At 65.2% G+C, this 20,279-nt stretch carries 18 protein-coding genes and 1 pseudogene; 13 read left to right on the forward strand and 6 right to left on the reverse strand.

Going from position 1 to position 20,279, the window contains the following annotated elements:
• Positions 1 to 218: 218 nt before the first annotated feature.
• The 4 genes from QOD90_RS20850 to QOD90_RS20865 all read right to left on the reverse strand — a co-directional run bounded on the left by QOD90_RS20850 (position 219) and on the right by QOD90_RS20865 (position 5,311).
• On the reverse strand, positions 219 to 647 hold the full coding sequence (locus tag QOD90_RS20850; RefSeq protein WP_526352728.1) for a pyridoxamine 5'-phosphate oxidase family protein: 429 nt from the start codon (positions 645 to 647) through the stop codon (positions 219 to 221).
• The gene (locus tag QOD90_RS20855) at positions 638 to 1,546 is read right to left on the reverse strand and encodes a universal stress protein (protein WP_526352729.1); all 909 of its coding nucleotides are present in this window, start codon (positions 1,544 to 1,546) and stop codon (positions 638 to 640) included. Before QOD90_RS20855 ends, QOD90_RS20850 begins: the two co-directional genes overlap by 10 nt.
• A 110-nt stretch (positions 1,547 to 1,656) precedes the next feature.
• A complete protein-coding gene (gene mgtA / locus QOD90_RS20860; RefSeq protein ID WP_526352730.1) occupies positions 1,657 to 4,269 on the reverse strand; it encodes a magnesium-translocating P-type ATPase in 2,613 nt (870 codons plus the stop codon).
• Positions 4,262 to 5,311: a zinc-dependent alcohol dehydrogenase family protein gene (locus QOD90_RS20865; RefSeq protein ID WP_526352731.1), complete on the reverse strand. Its 1,050-nt coding sequence runs from the start codon at positions 5,309 to 5,311 to the stop codon at positions 4,262 to 4,264. Before QOD90_RS20865 ends, mgtA begins: the two co-directional genes overlap by 8 nt.
• A 447-nt stretch (positions 5,312 to 5,758) precedes the next feature.
• Here QOD90_RS20865 and QOD90_RS20870 point away from each other — a divergent pair, with 447 nt between their 5' ends.
• The 3 genes from QOD90_RS20870 to QOD90_RS20880 all read left to right on the forward strand — a co-directional run bounded on the left by QOD90_RS20870 (position 5,759) and on the right by QOD90_RS20880 (position 9,127).
• Entirely contained in the window at positions 5,759 to 6,625 is an 867-nt protein-coding gene (locus QOD90_RS20870) for a universal stress protein (RefSeq protein ID WP_526352732.1), read from the forward strand.
• Between the two features lie 86 nt (positions 6,626 to 6,711).
• Positions 6,712 to 7,359: a hypoxia response regulator transcription factor DosR/DevR gene (dosR, locus tag QOD90_RS20875; RefSeq protein WP_526352733.1), complete on the forward strand. Its 648-nt coding sequence runs from the start codon at positions 6,712 to 6,714 to the stop codon at positions 7,357 to 7,359.
• A gap of 46 nt (positions 7,360 to 7,405) precedes the next feature.
• On the forward strand, positions 7,406 to 9,127 hold the full coding sequence (locus tag QOD90_RS20880; protein ID WP_526352734.1) for a GAF domain-containing sensor histidine kinase: 1,722 nt from the start codon (positions 7,406 to 7,408) through the stop codon (positions 9,125 to 9,127).
• 12 nt (positions 9,128 to 9,139) lie between these two features.
• Here the strand turns inward: QOD90_RS20880 and QOD90_RS20885 are convergent, their stop codons facing one another.
• Entirely contained in the window at positions 9,140 to 10,135 is a 996-nt protein-coding gene (locus tag QOD90_RS20885) for a nitroreductase family protein (RefSeq protein ID WP_526352735.1), read from the reverse strand.
• A 728-nt stretch (positions 10,136 to 10,863) separates the two neighbouring features.
• Between QOD90_RS20885 and QOD90_RS20890 the strand changes: the two genes are divergently transcribed.
• From QOD90_RS20890 to pknB, 3 genes are all read left to right on the forward strand, one after another.
• Positions 10,864 to 11,175: a hypothetical protein gene (locus tag QOD90_RS20890; protein WP_526352736.1), complete on the forward strand. Its 312-nt coding sequence runs from the start codon at positions 10,864 to 10,866 to the stop codon at positions 11,173 to 11,175.
• A gap of 166 nt (positions 11,176 to 11,341) precedes the next feature.
• Positions 11,342 to 12,148 carry a DUF3298 domain-containing protein gene (locus QOD90_RS20895; RefSeq protein WP_526352737.1) on the forward strand — a complete coding sequence of 269 codons (807 nt, stop codon included), beginning with the start codon at positions 11,342 to 11,344 and terminating at the stop codon, positions 12,146 to 12,148.
• A gap of 147 nt (positions 12,149 to 12,295) precedes the next feature.
• Positions 12,296 to 14,125 (forward strand): Stk1 family PASTA domain-containing Ser/Thr kinase, encoded by a 1,830-nt coding sequence (pknB, locus tag QOD90_RS20900; RefSeq protein ID WP_526352738.1) that lies wholly within the window; start codon positions 12,296 to 12,298, stop codon positions 14,123 to 14,125.
• 4 nt (positions 14,126 to 14,129) lie between these two features.
• On the opposite strand, the gene QOD90_RS20905 is transcribed toward pknB, so the two are convergent.
• Positions 14,130 to 15,014 carry an aldo/keto reductase gene (locus QOD90_RS20905; RefSeq protein ID WP_526352739.1) on the reverse strand — a complete coding sequence of 295 codons (885 nt, stop codon included), beginning with the start codon at positions 15,012 to 15,014 and terminating at the stop codon, positions 14,130 to 14,132.
• A gap of 110 nt (positions 15,015 to 15,124) precedes the next feature.
• Between QOD90_RS20905 and QOD90_RS20910 the strand changes: the two genes are divergently transcribed.
• From QOD90_RS20910 to QOD90_RS20940, 7 genes and pseudogenes are all read left to right on the forward strand, one after another.
• Positions 15,125 to 16,009, forward strand: a complete 885-nt coding sequence (locus tag QOD90_RS20910; protein ID WP_526352746.1) for a helix-turn-helix domain-containing protein — start codon at positions 15,125 to 15,127, stop codon at positions 16,007 to 16,009.
• Between the two features lie 68 nt (positions 16,010 to 16,077).
• Positions 16,078 to 16,224 (forward strand): annotated as a pseudogene (locus tag QOD90_RS20915) (IMP dehydrogenase); the annotation flags it as partial.
• Between the two features lie 40 nt (positions 16,225 to 16,264).
• On the forward strand, positions 16,265 to 16,684 hold the full coding sequence (locus tag QOD90_RS20920; protein ID WP_526352740.1) for a (R)-mandelonitrile lyase: 420 nt from the start codon (positions 16,265 to 16,267) through the stop codon (positions 16,682 to 16,684).
• Entirely contained in the window at positions 16,681 to 17,451 is a 771-nt protein-coding gene (locus QOD90_RS20925; protein ID WP_526352741.1) for a carboxymuconolactone decarboxylase family protein, read from the forward strand. Before QOD90_RS20920 ends, QOD90_RS20925 begins: the two co-directional genes overlap by 4 nt.
• A gap of 50 nt (positions 17,452 to 17,501) precedes the next feature.
• Positions 17,502 to 18,479 carry an aldo/keto reductase gene (locus QOD90_RS20930; protein WP_526352742.1) on the forward strand — a complete coding sequence of 326 codons (978 nt, stop codon included), beginning with the start codon at positions 17,502 to 17,504 and terminating at the stop codon, positions 18,477 to 18,479.
• Between the two features lie 252 nt (positions 18,480 to 18,731).
• Entirely contained in the window at positions 18,732 to 19,664 is a 933-nt protein-coding gene (locus QOD90_RS20935; protein WP_526352743.1) for a GlxA family transcriptional regulator, read from the forward strand.
• Positions 19,665 to 19,775: 111 nt separating this feature from the next.
• The coding region (locus QOD90_RS20940) for a carbonic anhydrase (protein WP_526352744.1) at positions 19,776 to 20,279 on the forward strand (504 nt) is incomplete at its 3' end.

Below are 20,279 nucleotides of genomic sequence, written 5' to 3' on the forward strand. Positions count from 1 at the left end.
GTACTGACGTTGCCACCGCTGTCGACAAGGTCCACCGGCGGTCCCTCAGGTGAGTGCCTCCATCGTTGACCCACCGATCGTAGGCTTGCCCCGCGAAGGCGTCAGAGGTCCCAGCAGTATCTCGGCGAGCAATCACAAACTCGGTTTGCCTTGCCATTTCGACTCCTTGATGGTTGAGCCCGGTCGACGACTCGGGCGGGGGCGGACGAGCCGGCCGGTCACGAGCAGTCGTGATCGGATTCGCTGCCGAACCGGAATCTGCGGCCGGTGATCTCAGCTACCCGAATTCGCACATAGTGTTGTTTGACGGATGGGGTCCACGAGAGAAGCTGGGCCCGCTCGGCCATTTCGAGGTCGGCGCTGTCTGACATCACATCCGCCCGTCCCTTGACGACCACACTCCAGCCCACTTCGAAATCATGGTCGTCGACCTCGAACGCGACCCGCTCGTCGATTACCGCGCTGAGGAGCTTTCGGCCTTCGGCCGTGCGAAAGAGCACTGTCGGCCGCTGGACGAGGAAGTTGACCGGGAAGATCTCGGGCTGGCCAGCTACGACCGTCGCCAAACGCCCGAGCGTCCTGCTGGCGAGCAGGTACCAGCACTCGTCTTCGGAGAGTTCCGTGATCGGTTCTGCAGCTAGGGACATGCTTCCTCGCTTGATGTCGAGTTGCGCCGATTCCCAGCGGATCCAGAACTACCTCCGGGCTCTGACGAGCGTCGCCCGCGGACACACATGACGGAGCAAGCTGTGTGGTGCAGTACTGAATCGGCATGAGGGCCGGTGAGTTCCGTGACGACACGGGGATTGTCGGCGCCGATCACGACGAGCTGGGCCAGGCCGACGTTGTTCGCGAGGTACTCCAGCACCCCGTCGCCGATTTGCAGAGAGCACACGGACACATCGGTTGCATCTGCCGAGACTTCGGCGAGGTGGCGATCGAGTCGCGTTCGTACCGCGGATGCGGAATCGACGGCCTCGTCGTCCTCTAGCCCGGTGGTGAGTGCGAGCAGCGGAGCTCGACGCAACCGTGCCTCCTCCACCGCCTGGTGCAGGACTGCGTCTGAACTCGGCGAGCCATCGACTCTGGCAATGATCCACTGCCCGCCGAGCGACGCACGGGCTCGTAGCCGCACGACGGCTACCGGGCAGTGGGCGGATCGCGCCAATGCGGACGCGGTGGACCCGAGTTCCACAGAACGGCTGCGCCCCGTCCAGCCGACGCAGGCCATCGCCGCCGAGCGGGAGGCGTGGGCAAGCATCGAAGCCGGTTCGCCGCGAAGGATTTCCATCTCGATCTTCACGGGTTTCCCGGTGGCTTCGACAGCCGTCCACGCGGCATGCGCGACGTGCTCCGCCCGGGCGTAGTCCCGATCCATCCGGCCCGGGTGATTGCGAGCATTCGCGACCGGCGCGATGACGTGGACCAAGCGAAGAGGAATGTCGCGACTGACGGCCTCGTCGACAGCCCAGATGGCTGCGCGCACAGCGGCCTTCGAACCGTCGACGCCGACGACGATCGACGCGGGCGGGAAGACGCGATTCATGATGATGCTCCTGTCCGTCAGCCGTGCGGCCGCCCCGAAAGGCGGTCAATGGCCACGCTATTGAATGGCCACTCATTTGCCTGGGGGCATTGGTCCTCGAAGTGAGGCCTTTAGTCCCCCCTCTGGCGGAGCTGTCCGCCGTGGCTGAAGCGAGCGGCGCGACGGTGGATGCGGTGGTCCCGTCCACGGGTGCGGCTTGGCAGTCCGGCGGGATGCACCGGGTCGCTGTAGAACATCTTCTTGGTGAATTCGACCAGGACGAGATAGACGATGGTCAGCAACACGAGCGCGCCGAAGAACTGCCATGGCAGAGTGGTGAACCCGAGTGTGTGGGCGACGGGCGACACCGTCAGCACGACGCCGACCGCGATCACAGTCAACGTCGTCAGTGTCAACGCACCACTGGGTCTACTGCGGAAGAACGGCACTCGCCTCGTTCGGATCGCGAAGATGATCAGTGTCTGGGTGGCAAGGGATTCCACGAACCAGCCGGTGCGGAACTCGACGGGCCCGGCATGTAGTGCCCCGAGCATCAGGCCGAAGGTCAGGAAGTCGAACAGCGAGCTGATCGGGCCGAACGTGAGCATGAATCGGCGGATGAAGGCGATGTTCCAGTGCGAAGGCGCATGCAACTGCTCGTCGTCCACACGGTCGGTGGGGATGGCAAGCTGTGAGCTGTCGTAGAGCAGGTTGTTCAGCAGTATCTGACTTGGCAGCATCGGCAGGAACGACAGCACGGCCGATGCCGCGGCGGCACTGAACATGTTGCCGAAATTGCTCGAAGTTCCCATCAGCACGTATTTGATGGTGTTGGCGAAGATGCGCCGACCCTCGGCGACCCCGTCGGCGAGCACTCCGAGGTCCTTTTCCAAGAGCACGACGTCGGCAGCGTCCTTCGCGACGTCGGTGGCGGTGTCGACGGAGATTCCGACGTCGGCCGCATGGAGGGCCAGTGCATCGTTGACGCCGTCGCCGAGAAACCCGACGGATCGCCCGGTGTGGCGTGCGGAGACGACCAGCCGAGCCTTCTGCTCGGGCGAGATCCTGGCAAAGATCGTATTGCTCTTTGTCGCCGCCTCGAATCCGGCGTCATCGAGCGCCTCCAAGGCAGCGCCGGTGACCGTTCCCGTGGATGCCAATCCCAAATCAGCACAGACTTTTTCGGCGACTTGCGGGTTGTCTCCCGTGGCGACCTTGACCTCGATGCCCATCGACGTCAACCGGGCCAACGACACCCGAGCGGCGGCCTTCGGCTCGTCGGCGAACACCAGAAATCCGTCAAGGGCAAGGCCGCATTCGTCGACCGCCGTGATGAACGCGAGCTCCGGTGCGGGCCTGCTGGCGACCGCCACCACCCGACGGCCGTCATCGAACAACGCCGCCAGCACGGCCTGCGCCGACTCCGGCACCCCCACGCAGTTGCTCATCACCTGCTCGGGCGCGCCCTTGACCACCAGAACGCGATGCCCGTGATCGTCGACGAGGGTCGACGTCGCGCGGCGTGCGTGGTCGAACGGAAGCGTCGCGACCCGACAGACCTCGCCGATGGTCAACCGCCCCGCCTCGGAGGACTCCCAGAGCGCGGCGTCCATCGCATTGGCACTGACACCCCCCGTGCCGGGAAACGCATCGGTGGCCAACAGCCCGGCACGAATGACCGCCTCGGAGCGCGCGCCCATGGCGTCGACGCCGTCAACCAGGCGGATCCGACCCTCGGTCAAGGTCCCGGTCTTGTCGGTGATGAGCACGTCGATGTCGCCGAGGTCCTCGATGCACACCAGTCGCTTCACCAGTACCTTGAGCTTCGCCAACCGCCGCGATCCCGTCGCCAGGCTGGTGCTGACCACCGCAGGCAGCAGCTGCGGTGTGATGCCGACTGCGATCGCCAGCGCGAACAGCATGGACTCGATCAGCGGCCTACCCAGGAGCAAGTTGATGACGAGGATGAACGCCGTCAAGGTGAGCGCAACCCACAGCAACAAGTAGGAGAACCGGCGCAGCCCCACCTGGAAGTCAGTCTCGGGGTGGCGCTCCCCCAGCCCGGCAGCGATCCGCCCGAACTCGGCGTTGACGCCGGTCGCGTACACCACGCCGGTGCCGTCGCCAGCGCTGACGATCGTCCCCATGAAGGCGAGATCTGTCGAATCTGCCAGTGCGCCCGCTAGTTTCACCTGCCGGGGCCATTTCTCGGCGGCCGTCGACTCCCCGGATAGGATGCTTTCGTTGCATTCCAGGCCCGTGACGTCGATCAATCGCACGTCCGCCGGCACCGCCTCACCCAGCGCCAGCCGTATCACGTCACCGACCACCAGATCGGCGACGTCGACCTTCGCGAAGTGTCCGTCGCGGCGCACCAGCGCAGTGTGGTGCACTCTTGAATGCAGTGCAGCGGTGGCGCGTTCGGCCCGGTATTCGTTGACGAAGCCCAGCGCAATGCTGGCGACGAGGATGGCACCGATGATGCTCGCCTGGGTGCTGTCACCCAGGAAGAACGACAATGCGGCGGTCGCCGCCAGCAGGCCAAGGAGGGCGCTGCGCAGTTGGCGCCCGAGCACGGCGACCGCGCTCACCCGATGGGTGCGAAGGGCGTTCGGTCCGTCGCGCTCGAGGCGGGCCGCTGCCTCCACGCCCGTCAATCCGTCGGTCGAGCTGTCGAGCCACTCCAGCACCTCGGAAACGGAGGTCGTGGATACCTGCGCTGCGGTGAGCGGGTGTTTAGCCACGGGGTGCGGTCAACAGCACCTTCAACGCTCCTGTGTCGGAGGGCTTGCTGAAGACGTCATAGGCAGTTTCGAAGTCCGCCAACGTGAAGCGGTGGGTGATCATCGGCGACGTGTCGAGCTGGTGGCTGGCGACCAGTCCGATCAGCGTCGGAGTGGAGTAGGTATCGACCAGGCCGGTGGTGATGGTCAGATTCTTGGCCCAGACATCCTCGAGATGCAGCGTTGCGGACGCGCCGTGGACGCCGATGTTGGCGACGTGTCCGCCCGCGCGGACCAGTCGCATCGCGAGCTCGAAGGTGTGCGCCGTGCCGACGGCCTCCATCACGACATCGGCGCCGAGGCCGCCGGTGAGTTTGGCGATCGCCACCTCCGGATCCTCGGTGCTGCTGTTGATCGCGATGTCCGCGCCGAACTTTCGAGCTGCCTCGATACGCGACTCGGCAAGATCGATCGCCACGATGTGACTGGGGCTGAACAGTCGGGCGGTTAGAATTGCGGCCAGTCCGATCGGACCTGCCCCGACGATGACGACGACGTCTGCGGGCTGCACCGTCCCGTTGAGCACCCCCACCTCGTAGGAGGTGGGCAGGATGTCGGCAAGCATCAGCATCTGTTCATCGGTGACACCGTCGGGCACCGCGTGGGTGGAGTTGTCCGCGAATGGAACACGCACGTATTCGGCCTGGGTGCCGTCGATGAGGTGACCGAGGATCCAACCCCCGCCACCGAGGCACTGTCCGTAGGTGCCGTCCCGGCAGTACCGGCATGTGCCGCAGGACGTGATGCATGAGACGAGCACCCGGTCCCCGACCGAGAGCCGTTGCACCCCAGGTCCGATCGCGGTTACCGTGCCGACGGCCTCATGGCCGAGGATGCGACCGGGAGTAACTTCGGGCACGTCGCCTTCGAGGATGTGTAGGTCGGTGCCGCAGATGGTGACGGCGTCGACTCGCACCAGCGCGTCGCCAGCGTCCTGGACGATCGGGTCGGGAACCTCCTGCCATGCCCGCTCGCCGGGGCCGTGGTAAACGAGAGCCTTCATGCAGTTGGTCCTTCCGCGCTGTCAAAATGTCCGTTGGTGGGCGATGGATCGGAGTGCGACGCAACCTTTGTGCCGGCTATCGAGCACGGACGCGGCGAAGGTGGCGGCCCGAACCGAGCGAGGACGGCGTCCACGTCATGAATCGTGCGTCACGGCAGGACATCGACACAGCTGCCGTTCGGCCCTTTCACCGGGCGAAGGTCCCCAGTACCTGGGGCACGAAGTCCCTAGACAGCCGGTGGCTGGAGCCCCCACCATCGAGCAAGTGCCGCCTGCGAGGGGTCGGCGGCCATTGAAGGACGTGTTGACGTGGTCCCCGCCACCGATTCACGACGAATGATTTCGGGCAGGGACCAAAAGCCAACCGGTCGGGGACTAAAGCCCCTGAGTCCGGAGCGGTTTCGGCGCTAACGTCGATACCCAGGTACTTCGAAGCAAGGAACCCTGATGCGAAAGACTCATGTTCCGTCACCGTCGATAGTGGTGGGCATCGACGGCTCACGGGCGGCGGTGCGCGCGGCGCTGTGGGCCGTCGACGAGGCAGTCAGCCGCGACGTCCCGCTCCGGCTGACGTGCGCCATTCCCCCGGACGGCAAGAAGGAGATCGACCCGCAGGACCAGGCGCGGAAGCTCGCCACCGCAGAATCAGCCATTCGCTACGCAATGATGGCGGTCGAGTCGGTGGAGCAGCCGGTCAAGATCGAGGTCGAGATCGTCCAGGGCTCCCCGGTTCGCACATTGTCCGACGCATCCCGGTCGGCAGCCATGATCTGTGTTGGCGCAGTCGGTCTCGCGCACTCCGCACCGGGCGGCGTCGGCTCGACCGCGGAATTCCTGGCTTCCTCCGCGCACAGCCCAGTAGCCATCATTCGGGGACAGGATGGTCCGCAAGGATCTGGTCGTGGCGCGGTCCTCGCATACCTGGGGCCGTCCCCCGACAACGCTGCAGTGTTACAGGTCGCCGTCGAGGAGGCTCGGTTGCGCGGCACGCGGTTGCAAGCGGTGATCGCATGGCAATCGAGGTTCAGTGACGCTCACGACGCGGCGACCGTCTCCGACGGAAATCGCGATCTGCACTCGCAACTCGATCGCCGTCTCGAACCGTGGCGGCAGCGCCACCCCGACCTCGATGTGACCTCGGTCGTGGTCCATGGCGGCCTGCTCGATCATCTGGCCAAGGAGTCGGAATCGATTCACTTGGTGGTGATGGGTGCTGGTGACCGAAGCGTCGCCAAACTTGCCGGACCTTCGGGCAGCGCGGTGCTGCGAAGCACGGCCTGCTCCACCCTCTTCGTCAGCCGCCAACACCTGTGACGACGACGAGTGGATGATGGGCACATCCACCGGTGTATGCCGTCGACAGTGCCGGCACTCGTGCTCCGTCGTCAGAAGGGCTCTCCATGGTCACGGTTTTCTTGGTCGATGATCACGAAGTCGTCCGGCGCGGTTTGATCGACCTGCTCAGTGCCGATCCCGATCTCGAGGTCATCGGCGAAGCTGGTTCCGTGTCCCACGCGATGGCACAGATACCCGCCCTTGCACCCGACGTCGCCGTGCTCGACGTCCGGCTACCCGACGGCAACGGGATCGAGCTATGTCGTGACCTGTTGTCCAAGATGCCCGACCTGCGCTGCTTGATGCTGACCTCGTTCACCTCCGACGAAGCCATGCTCGACGCGATCCTGGCAGGGGCGAGCGGATACGTCGTCAAGGACATCAAGGGCATGGAACTGGCCAAGGCGATCAAAGAAGTCGGGGCAGGCAAATCACTGCTCGACAATAGGGCCGCCGCGGCGTTGATGGCGAGGCTGCGCGGAGTCGCCGAACGCTCCGATCCCCTTTCGGGGCTTACCAGCCAGGAGCGCATCCTGCTCGATCTCCTTGGCGAAGGGCTTACGAACAAACAGATCGCAGCCCGTATGTTCCTTGCTGAAAAGACCATCAAGAACTATGTGTCGCGGTTGCTGGCCAAGTTGGGCATGGAACGCCGGACACAGGCCGCAGTCTTCGTCTCCAAACTCGACCGAGCACACATCTCGGACGAATAAGCCGTGGTCTGACCACTCGGTGGCACAACGGTGACACCATGGAGGTGTGACAGAACCCGGGCAGGCGCGCCGAGACGACGGCTCACCTCCGCAACGCAACACGTTGTCTGCGTTGCATCTGCGCGAACTCCTCAGCGAAGTCCAGGATCGCGTTGAGCAGATCGCCGAGGGGCGTGACCGCCTCGACGGACTCGTCGCGGCCGTCCTCGCCGTCACGTCAGGGCTGGAATTGGCCGAGACTCTGCGCACCATCGTGCACACGGCGATCGAGTTGATCGACGCACGCTACGGGGCGCTCGGCGTCCGTGGGACCGACCACGAGCTCATCGAGTTCATCTACGAAGGCATCGACGAACCCACCCGCGAGCAGATCGGGCCCCTGCCGCAGGGCCTTGGCGTGTTGGGCGTGTTGATCGACGAACCTACGCCGATCCGGCTCGAACGACTGGACGACCACCCCGCATCGGTCGGATTTCCGCTCAATCATCCGCCGATGCAAACGTTCCTCGGGGTCCCGGTCCGTATCCGCGACGAAGTGTACGGAAATTTGTATCTGACGGAGAAGGCCAACGGGCTGCCCTTCAGTGAGGACGACGAAGTGCTGGCGCAAGCGCTTGCCGCTGCTGCTGGTATCGCCATCGACAACGCTCGTCTCTACGAGCAGTCGCAAACGCGTCAACAGTGGATCGAGGCGACGCGCGATATCGCCACCCAGTTGCTCTCCGGCGCCGATCCCACCCGGGTGTTCCGACTCATCGCGGACGAGGCGCTCAAACTGACGGGCGCCGACGTCGCGATGGTCGCGGTTCCGGCCGACACGGATGTCACCTCCGGCGACGTCGGCGAACTCGTCATCGCCGAATCCGCCTCGGCGACGGGCATTTATCCGGCCGCCAACCCCATACCCGTCGCCGGTACCTCCATCGGCGAGGCGTTTTTGCAAGGAACACCGCGACGATTGGACGAGATTGACGTCGAACTCGTTGCCCTCGAACAGGCGGGCCCGGCGCTGGTCCTTCCATTGCGTGCTGTTGACACAGTTTCCGGCGTGGTGATCACCCTGCGACAGAAGGGCGCTCAGCCATTCAGTGACGAACAACTCGACATGATGGCGGCCTTCGCCGATCAAGCTGCCGTCGCCTGGCAGCTCGCCGGGACGCAGCGGCGGATGCGCGAACTCGACGTCCTCATGGATCGTGATCGCATCGCGCGAGATCTACACGACCACGTCATCCAGCGCCTCTTCGCCGTTGGACTCAGCCTGCAGGGCACCATCCCTCACGTCGAGTCCAGCGACGTTCAACGAAGATTGGCCGACAGCGTCGACGACTTGCAGGCCGTCATCGAGAAGATTCGCACCGCGATATTCGACCTACACGGAGCAGCAGCCGAGACGACACGATTGCGGCAGCGCCTCGACGAGGTCGTCGCACAGTTCGCATCCTCGGGACTGCGCAGCACCGTGCAGTTCATCGGGCCGCTGTCGGTCGTCGACGCCGAACTGGCCGATCACGCCGAAGCCGTGGTTCGCGAGGCCGCCAGCAATGCGTTGCGCCACGCGGCAGCCACCACTTTGAGCATCAGGGTCGTCGTCGACGACGACTTGAGCATCGAGGTCAGCGACAACGGCCGCGGCATCACGAGTCCGGTCACTGAAAGTGGACTGAAGAATCTGCGCGAGCGTGCCGAGTGCGTCGGCGGCGAGTTCGCCATCGCCGGCACTCCCGAGGGCGGCACCACGTTGCGCTGGTCGGCACCACTGCCGTGACTGCGCTCGTCATCATAATGCGCTTCCAGCGCCGTCCAGCCACTCGACGACATCCGACAGGTCGTGACGCGGGGTCGAAGACAATGGGTCGGCATTCACCGGAGCCCAACCGATGCGAAGCAGCATTTGAGGGAAGCCACCTGTCGGAAAGATGCTTTCCCGCAGCGACTCCCGTGTCTCCACGACCTCGAGCGGCTCGGTGATCGGGCAGCTCGCCAGCCCGAGGGCCGTGGCGGTGAGCAGCACCACACTGGTGGCCTCACCCGCGCGTAGATGCGCCATGGCGTCGTCATCGTTCGTGCCCAGCGCCACCACGACGGCACTTTCGTCAGCCCAGTCGGCTTCGGCGGTCTGTGCGAGGACGGGACCGGCGAACGCGCGGGAAGGTAACAGCGCAGCGGGATCAGACTTCGGCGAATTCCGTGCGGGCACACCTGCCTTGGCGCCGTACCGTCCACTCCACATCGCTAGTTCGGTCAGATATTCGTGGTCGTCGGCATGCCGCCGAGCGGCGCGCGTCGCCACAGTCCCCAGCCCGGAGAGTGCCTCCACTCGGCGCATCGTGACACCCGCGCGCGCTGCCCGAGCACCCATCAGGGCAATGTCGCCGTGCGGCACCGGCCACGAACTGAAGTGGCGTCGATCGGTCCGGCGCCGAGGAATAGCGGCAGCCAGGGTCACATCGACGTCAGCGGGTGCGCGACGGTCGAGTTCGATCGACGCCAAGTGGGCACCGTCAGAAGGATCTGGAAAGCGATGGATCTTGGCCTGCCAGCCGAGTGCGGCCAACGCAACGACGCAATGGTGAAGCGTTGCACCACAACTCAGTAACAAGTCGCGATCGTCTGGATCAGCACTCGGCAGGCGCCGGCGTCGATCCGCGTAGAGCTGCAGACTGTGTGGACCCACCTGCCAGCGCCACGGCTGCGAGTTGTGCATCGACGGCGCGCGGATGGCCAGCGACAGCGCCGTGTGAACTGTCACGTCATTGGGGAAGTCGGCGCTCATCGATATCCCTCTGCTCGGCAATTCGTTTCGTGGCTCCACTCTCGCCGTTCCGCGCCTGCGCTACTAGGGGCGCAAGACCTCGCCATCGGGTGCGCGCTCGCGCTTGGTCCTCACATCGCGGGGCCGAATGGCCCTAGTGGTGTCGGCGCGGCTGCCCCCGGTCACGTCGCCCAACGACTCCTCAAACCGCCTGACGGTGACCTCACCCTGATTTGGCTCGGTACTCCGCCCGGCCCGCTTTGCTGGCGCGTTGCACGTTGAAGTGTCGTCCGCGGCGCACTGCTGGTTAGCCGAGCCCGGTCCGCCAGCCTTCCCTACTGCGCGGTTTCATCCGCGACGCCCCGGTCACGTCACCCGGCCCGCTTTACTCGCAGCTCGGGTTGCCCGGCACTCTCGAGTACCGCACGATGGATATCTGTACAACACGTGAACAAGTGCCATTGGTTTCCTGGGGGCAGTGTTCGCGACGTTGCTGGCGCTTGATCAGGCCAGCCGGACGGACCTCGCCATCCACGCGGCCAACATGCACGCCAGAACCGGAGCCACCCGAGTTGAATGCCCGAATCTTTCTCGCTCTTCCAGCCATTCCACTAGCCGCTGCACTGCTACTCGCACCGAGCGCGCCAGCTGAGCCGCCGCCGACCATCCCTGGAGCAGATGCCGCGATCGCCAGAGCCGAAAGCGCGCTCGGCTCAGACCGATTCGGCCCGTACGGATGTGAGGCTCTGGTGGCCTACGCATTTGGCGTGCCGCAGGCGAAGTATGGTTGGGACGGCGCATCCGAAACCATGTATCAAACCCTCCTGGCGCAAGGTCAGATCCACAATGACATGGATTCGCCGCGGGGAGCCCTCGTGTTCAGTAAGGGGTCCGACGGCCCCCACATCGACATCGCCCGCGGTGACGGAACCTATGTCTCGGGTGGCGTCCAGGGGCTCGCCCCTGGGTACGGCGACCGGCACAATATCCAGATCCTCCCGACTCCCAATGTGGGCCGAAAATGGCTCTACCGGGGCTGGAGTCTGGGCTATCCGAAGTAACTCCGACCCCGCGTCACGGCACTGACGAGCGCCAAGGATTTCACGCCGCGGGAAGGGTGCCGACCACGGTAAGCAGCGGTAACTCCGCCCGGCCCGCTTTGCTGGCGCGCTGCACGTTAAAGTGTCGTCCGCGGCGCACTGCCGCGTTTGCTAGGAGGAAATACCCATGCGCACTTTCAGCGTGGCCGTACTCGTCACGGTCGCCGCCATCGTCGGTTCTTCTGGCGTAGCGGGGGCCGCGCCGAAGGATTACTGCGCCGACCTCAAGGGCGGCAATACCGGCAGCACGTGCGAGATCAATCTCTCCGACCCCGGGTACAGCGTCGACATCAGCATTCCGCTGGACTACCCCGACCAGGAGTCGGTTGCCGACTACATCTCCCAGACGCGCGACGGATTCCTCAATACGGCCAAGTCGGGCGCGTCCCGCACTGCCCCGTATGAGTTGAGCATCAAGCCCACGGAATACACCTCTGCGGTTCCCCCGCGCGGCACGCAGGCCGTGGTGTTCAAGGTGACCCAAAACGTCGGTGGTGCAAATCCGCAGACGACCTACAAGGCGTTCAACTGGGACCAGAGCTATCGCAAGGCGATCGTCTACACGGCCGTACCGGACGACAAGAAAAAGACGCCGTTGTGGCGGGTGGACGATCCGCTGAAGACCGTCGCGCCGATCGTCCAGGCCGAACTGCAGCAGCAGCTGGCACCGCCACCGCCGGTCGCGCCTCCCACGCCACCCGCGCAACCGGGACAGCCGGTCGCGGCCACGCCGACCACCACGACGCCGCCACCACCGCCGCCGCCGTTGCCGATCGCGACGACCGCGCTGTACAACCCGGCCAACTATCAGAATTTCGCGGTGGTCAACGACGGGGTGATCTTCTTCTTCGATCAGGGTGTGTTGTTGCCCGACTCAGCTGGGGCGTTGCAGGTGCTGGTGCCTCGGTCGGCGATCGACCCGATGATTGCCTGACGCCTTCTGCCATCTGGTTTCGCGGGGAGTATCCAGATCTTGATCACTTGGGCCCTCGACCGGCAGTGATCTGATTGCGGCCGGCCGGTCATCGTAGGATTCGACCGCCGGGCACCCGCTCTGGCAGCCCACCGAATAGATGGTCCAATGCCAACCCCTCAGCGATTGTCCGACCGCTACGAACTCGGAGAGATTCTCGGGGTCGGCGGCATGTCGGAGGTCCACCTCGCCCGCGACGTCCGGCTGCACCGCGACGTGGCGGTCAAGGTGCTGCGCGCGAACCTGGCTCAGGACCCGACCTTCTATCTCCGGTTCCGTCGGGAGGCTCAGAACGTCGCCGCGCTAAACCACCCCGCGATCGTGGCGGTACACGACAGCGGCGAGGTCGACACTCCCGACGGTCGAGTGCCGTACATCGTCATGGAGTACGTCGATGGCGTCACGCTGCGCGAGGTCGTGGACGACAACGGCCCGATCGAGCCTCAGCGGGCCGTCGAGATCGTCGCCGACGCGTGCCAGGCGCTGCACTACAGCCACCAGCACCGCATCATCCACCGCGACGTCAAACCCGCCAACATCATGATCACCCATGCCGGCGCGGTGAAGGTCATGGACTTCGGCATCGCCCGCGCGCTGCACGACGACGGCGTCAAGCTCACCCAGACCTCCGCCGTCATCGGCACCGCACAATATCTGTCACCCGAGCAGGCCAACGGGGACACCGTCGATGCCCGCTCCGACGTCTACTCGCTGGGCTGTGTCCTCTACGAACTCCTCACCGGTAAACCACCCTTCGTCGGCGAGTCCCCCGTCGCCGTGGCCTATCAGCACGTCCGCAAGGATCCAGCACCGCCGTCGAGCCGTCAGGCGGGCCTCTCCCCCGCGCTGGACGCCGTCGTCCTCAAGGCCCTGGCCAAGAATCCAGACAATCGATATCAAAGCGCCGCCGAGATGCGCACCGACCTGATCCGGGTCCATGGCGGTGAAACACCCCATGCACCAAAGGTATTCACCGACGCCGACCACTCCGACGTCATGTCACCACGTGGTCACCGGGCGACCGGCCGTGATCGGGGATGGCCGGCAAGGCGTTGGCTAACCGCGTTGGCGCTGCTGACCGTCCTCGCGGTCGTCGTGACCGTCGCGGTCAACGTGGTCGTCGGCGACCGCCAACGCGTCCCGAACCTGAGCGGTCAGGCGCAGGCCGATGCGCAGGTGTCGCTGCAAAATCTCGGATTCAAGACGGTCATCAATCCGGAGGCGAATTCGACGGTCAAGCGCGGCCTCGTGATCGGGACCGATCCCGACGCCGATGCCAATGCCCAAGTGGGTGACACCATCACGATCGACGTGTCGAGTGGTCCCGACCAGCGCACGATCCCCGACGTCTCCACCTTCAGTCCGTCGGACGCCACGGAAAGACTCAAGGAAGCCGGATTCGACCAGATAGGCCAAGCCAACGCGGGCGACCCGACGGTGCCGAAGGGCGCGGTCGTCCGTACCGATCCTCCCGTCGGCACGATGTCGCCTGTCACCGATCGGGTCACGATCTTCATCAGTTCCGGTCCGGGGACGCGTCCCGTTCCCCCTGTGATCACACAGCCACTGGATGTGGCGACGAGGAATCTCAACATCGTCGGTTTCACCACGATCCTCAACGCGCCGATCGACAGCACCCTGCCTGCCGGTCAGGTGGCTTCCACCGACCCACCAGCCGGAACCGACCTGCCCCTGGAATCCGCGGTCACCCTGAATGTCTCCAAGGGCAACCAATTCTCGATGCCCAACCTCATCGGCCAATTCTTCACCTATCTCGAACCGCTGTTGCGCGAAACCTACGGCTTCACTGGGCCGATCAATCCTGGCCCCGACATCGCTGCCGGCGATCAAAACCGTGCCAAGGTCGTTCACCAAGACCCGCCGCCCAACACCGGCGTAAACCGTGACGGCACAATCACACTCAACTACGGATCGTAGAGCCTCAGGCTTCGGGGATGTCGCGGCCGAACTTCTCGCGGGTGACGTCCTCGGGTTCGGGGCCACCGCGGACGCCGGTGTCCAAGCCGTCGATGGCCGCGAGTTGCTCTGCGGTGAGGGCGAAGTCGAACACGTCGAAGTTCTCCGCGATCCGCGAAGGCGTCACCGACTTGGGGATGACCTGGCGTCCCTGCTGGATGTGCCAGCGCAACATGACCTGCGCAGGGGTCTTGGCATGCGCGGCCGCGATCTCGCCGATGACCGGATTCTCGAGTGTCGAGGTGTGCGGGCCCTCGCGGTAGAACGTGATGCCGCCGATGGGCGCCCATGCCTGGTTGAGGATGCCGTGTTCGGTGTCGGCCGCGAGCGCCTCGGATTGCCGGAAGTAGGGGTGAACCTCGATCTGGTTGACCGCAGGCACGATCTCGGTTTCGGCGAGCAACCGGTCGAGGTGTTTCGGCATGAAGTTGGAGACGCCGATCGCGCGCACCTTGCCGTCGGCATACAGCTTCTCCAACGCCTTATACGCACCAATCGTCAGCTCGAACTCGCCCGGCAGCGCCTGGTGCAGGATCAGCAGATCGAGTTGATCCACGCCGAGCTTCCCGGCCGACTTGTCGAACCCGTGCAGAGTTTCCTCGTAGCCGAAGTCGGAGATCCAGATCTTGGTTTCGATGAACACGTCGTCGCGCGCCACCCCGGACTGGTGGATGGCCGTGCCGACCTCCCGCTCGTTGCCGTACGCAGCAGCGGTGTCGATGTGGCGGTAGCCGACCCGCAACGCGGTTTCGACCGCGGTGACCGTCTCGTCCGGTGGGGTCTGGAAGACCCCGTAGCCGAGGACCGGGATGGTCACGCCGTTGTTCAGGGTGAAGGTGGGGACGCTCATCGTCTCGACGTTAGGCTCCGATCCCGACGCGCGGGAGGACCTGCTGGGACAGGCACCGCCAGTACCTGCCAGCGCGGCTCGGCCGCGCCTACCGTGGAGACATGAACGGCATGGACGTACCCACCGAGATCCGCGAATTCCTCAGTTCGCGGCGCGCCCGGATCAGCCCCGAGCAGGCCGGCCTGCCCGCCTACGGTGGCAACCGCCGGGTCAAGGGGCTGCGCCGCGAAGAGGTGGCCATGTTGGCCGGGGTGTCCGTGGACTATTACGTCCGCATGGAGCGCGGCAGCCTGGGCGGCGCCTCGGAGACGGTGCTCGACGCCCTCGCCTCGGCGCTGCAACTCGACGAGGCGGAGCGCGACCACCTCCTCGCCCTCGCACGGGCCTCCGGACCAACGGAGAGCCGCCGCAAGCGGAAGACCACGGGAACACTGCGACCGGCGCTTCAGCAGATACTCGACGCCATCACCGACGCGCCGGCGTGGATTCGTAACGGACGTCACGACGTACTCGCGATGAACCAGCTCGCCCGCGCCCTGTACGCCCCGGTCCTCGCCAATCCGCGCCGCCCGGCCAACACCACCCGCTTTGTGTACCTGCATCCCGAGGAAGCCGAGCGGTTCTTCGTCGACTACGACCAGATCACCCGCGACGCCGCCGCCATGCTGCGACTGGAGGCGGGTCACAATCCGCACGACGAACAACTGATCGCGTTGGTCGGCGAGCTATCGACGCGCAGCGATCTGTTTCGGAAGCGGTGGGCCTCCCAGGACGTGCGATTCCACCGCTCGGGTCGCAAGCGCCTCAACCACCCGGTGGTCGGTCAACTCGATCTCGACTTCGAGGCGATGCCGCTTCCATCGGAACCCGGCCTGCAGCTGAACGTCTACACCGCAGCGGCGAACACCCCCACCGCCGACGGGCTCAAGCTGCTCGCCTCCTGGGCCGCGAGCCAGGAGAACCTGCCTTCGGAGGTCACCCCGACCAAGAGCTGAGGGGTACTGCCGATACCTGGAACGACAGGTACTGCCACACCCCGGGGAACAGGCGTTGGCTGGTGTTCATGAGAGCAACCGTCATGTACCAGGCAGGTGACGTCCGCGTCGAGACCGTCCCCGACCCCGTCCTTCGCCAGCCGACCGACGCCATCGTGCGCGTCACCTCCTCGTGTATCTGCGGCAGTGACCTGTGGCCCTACCAGTCGAAGGAGTAGTGAAACTCCTTCCCCACCAACCCGAATAGGACAACCCATGCAGAAGATTCCCGGTGGCCAGTCCACCAAGGGCCCGGCCGAGATGTTCACCGGCGACGTCTACTTCGACGTCATCGCCAAGGGTGAGGAGCCGTCACGGCTGCGGGTCAACACGGTGCGGTTCGCGCCGTGCGCCCGCACCGCATGGCACACCCACGCGTGCGGCCAGACGTTGCACGTCACCGACGGCATCGGACTGGTCCAATCTCGCGGCGGCGAGGTTGTCGTGATGCGGCCCGGCGACACCGTCTACACCCCGCCGGGCGAATGGCACTGGCACGGTGCGGCACCCACGCACTTCATGACGCACCTCGCGATGTGGGAGGCACCCGATCCGGAGTCCGGATCGCCGGAAACCGAATGGGGCGAACACGTCACCGACATCGAGTACCAGATTCCCGAGGGAGTTGACCCATGACGACCAGCGACACCGCCCGACGCAATCACGACGAGCTCTTTCCCGGCCACGTCTCGACGCTCGCGGTGACCGACCCCGAATTCATCGAGGTCTTCGACAACTTCGCCTTTGACGAGGTGCTGCAGTACGGCGACCTGGACGCGCGAACCCGGTTGATGGTGCAACTGTCCGCGATCATCGCGTCGCAGGCTCTCGGCGAGTACCGAGCCGTGCTGGGTGCCGCACTCACCGTGGGCGTCACACCGATCCAGGTGAAAGAGGTCGTCTACCAAGCTGTCCCGTACGTGGGACTGGCGAAGGTGTTCGACTTCCTGCACGCCACCAACGAGATCCTCGTCGAGCGTGGTGTCGAACTGCCGCTTCCGCCACAATCGGTTTCGACGCCGCAGACGCGCGCCGCCGTCGGCCTCGAGGTGCAGAAGCGCATCGTCGGCGCCGAGAAGGTGGACGGCATGTACGCAGCGGCCTCCGCGGACACCGCGCACATCCAGAGCTATCTGTCGGCAAACTGCTTCGGTGACTACGTGGCCCGCTCGGGCCTCGATCTGCAGACGCGCGAACTGCTGACGTTCTCGATGCTGGTCGCACTTGGTGGTGCCGACGCACAGGTGAAGGGGCACGTCGCGGGCAACCTCAACGTCGGCAACGACCGCGCGACCCTGTTGGCGGTGCTGACTCAGCTGCTGCCGTTCATCGGCTACCCCCGCACGCTCAACGGACTCAACGCGGTCAACGAGATCGCGCCGCCCGAAGGAGACGCGCTGTGACCACCGACTATCCACCTGGCGAATAGCCAATAGCGACAAGGAGTTCAACTATGAAGAACGTGAAGCTCGGCGACCTCGAAGTCGCCCGCATCGGTCTTGGAGCCATGGGCATGTCCCACGGCTACACCGGCGCCGGATCCGACGACGACGAATCGATCCGCACCATCCATCGCGCCCTCGACCTCGGCGTGAACCTCATCGACACCGCCGAAATCTACGGTCCGTACGTCAACGAGGAACTCGTCGGGCGTGCGATCAAGGGCCGCCGTGACGAGGTGGTGCTCGCCACCAAGTTCGGCCTCGTGTCGCATGCCGGCGCGGGCCCGTGGAACCTCGACAGCAGTCCGGCCAACATCCGCAGCGCCGTCGAAGGCTCGCTGCGCAGGCTCGGTACCGACCACATCGACCTCTACTATCAGCACCGCGTCGACCCGGCCACGCCGATCGAGGACACCATCGGCGCCGTCGCCGAACTGGTCGCCGCGGGCAAGGTGCGCCACATCGGGCTCTCGGAAGCCTGGGTCGACACGATCCGCCGCGCCCACGCCGTGCACCCGATCACGGCGCTGCAGTCCGAGTACTCGCTGTGGACCCGCGATCAGGAGCCCGAGGTGCTGCCACTGTTGCGCGAACTCGGCATCGGCTTCGTGCCGTATTCGCCACTCGGCAAGGGATTCCTGACCGGCACCATCACCTCGACCGACCAGTTCGCGCCCGATGACTTCCGGTCCAACAGCCCGCGTTTCGTCGGCGAGAACTTCCAGCGCAATCTCGCCATCGCCGACGAAGTCAAAGCGGTGGCCGACGAGGTCGGCGCGACACCGGCGCAGGTCGCGATCGCCTGGTTGCTTACGAAGGGGAACGACATCGCACCGATCCCTGGCACCCGACGGGTGGTTCGGCTCGAGGAGAACGTCGCCGCCGACGACGTCGTACTCACCGACGCGCAACTGACCCGGCTCGACGAGCTCACCCCAGCGTCGGGCGGACATCACACCGACGACCAGATGGCGATGATCGAGCGGTAGGGCGCGAAACCGGCTGTATTGCAGTGGCTCTCGCGTTGCAGCCACCTTCATTGCAGTTGACGGGGGGTTGGCGGGGAGTTAGGGCGCGAAGTCGTTCGACGGGCAGCGACCACCATGCGGTGCAGAGCTGAACGGGGCTCAGGTGCTACCGATTCGCATGTCTCTACTCTGAGTGCCAGGCTTGTCGACGGCAGTTTCAGCAGCACATTCAGTCCCCCACCGTGCTTAGCCCTGACTCTTCTGGAGACCTTCATGGCCGTTCACCATGTCGTCGCCCTCGCGATACCGGAGGTGGTGGCCTTCGACCTGGCGATTCCCGCTCAAGTCTTCGGACATCGGCAAGAAGCAGCGCGCTACCGGTTCACCGTGTGCAGCCACCAGCCCGGTGAAGTGGCCTCGACGACCGGATACTCCATCAACGCCGCCTGCGGGCTCGAGGCCCTCGACGATGCCGACACCATCGTCGTTCCCGGCTTCCACCCCAACACACAGCCGCCCAGCTTCGCGATCGATGCACTGCGCCGCGCCGCCACCCGGGGCACCCGAATCGCCACCGTCTGTATCGGGGCGTTCGCCCTGGCTGCCACCGGACTATTGGACGGCCGCACCGCCACCACGCACTGGCAGCACAGCGACGACTTCCGCCGAATGTTCCCACGGGTACGGCTCAACCCCGACATCCTCTACGCCGACGAAGGCCAATTCCTCACCAGCGCTGGAATTTCGGCTGGCATCGACTTGTGCCTGTATCTGGTGCGCAACGACTACGGCGCCGACGCCGCCGCTCAGGTCGCCCAGCGCATGGTCGTGGCCATGCACCGCTCCGGCGGACAGACCCAGTACGCGCAGCGACCTCTTCCGCCCGACGGCGGACTGAGCTACACCCTGGAATGGGCCATCAGTCAGATGCAACGCCCGCTGACGGTGCGCCACCTTGCCCGACATGCCGGCATGACTCCCCGCACCTTCGCCCGGAGGTTCACCGAACAGGTCGGCACCGCACCGATGCGCTGGCTGACCGGCCAACGGGTACTGGAAGCCCAGCGACTGCTGGAAGCCACCGCACTTGGTGTCGACGACATCGCCGAATACTGCGGGTTCGGCAGCGCCGGAGTCCTGCGCGCCCACCTGGCCCGTCACACCGGTCTCTCGCCCACCCAATACCGCCACCGCCACCGTCCCTGACGTCGTCCAGGGGCCGCAACTCGAACGAGAGCCGCGGGAACTGGCACGAAGGCGACGGAAACTGGCCGTCTCGAGATGGTCAACGGCACCGCCACGAACGAAGCTTGAAACATGCGTTCCTTCGACGAACTCCTCGACAACAACACCCGTTTCGCAACCACCGACGCCCGCTCCGGGACACCGAAGATCCCCTTCATCCCCAACAAGCAGATCTACCTCGTCACCTGCATCGACCCACGCGTCGAACCCGCGGCCCTGCTAGGTCTCGATCTCGGTGACGCCATCGTCGCCCGCAACGTGGGCGGTCGCATCACCCCCGCCGTCCTAGGCGATCTCGCCTGGATCAGCTTCCTGCACGAAGACAAGACACCACAGGCCGACTGGTTCGAACTCGTCATCATCCACCACACCGACTGCGGCTCAGGACTCATGGCCGATGACGATCTGCGCCACCGCTTCGCCCAGCGCGGGTTTGATGAACACCAACTACGCGACACCGCTGTCACCCATCCCGCCGTCACCGTCGCCGAGGATGTCGGCCGCGTCCACGATGATCGAAATGTATCGGCGAAGATCGCCGTGTCGGGCTACACCTACGACCTCGACACCGGACTA

Origin of the sequence: Mycobacterium sp. (assembly GCF_032161845.1) — a bacterium.
GTDB lineage: Bacteria > Actinomycetota > Actinomycetes > Mycobacteriales > Mycobacteriaceae > Mycobacterium.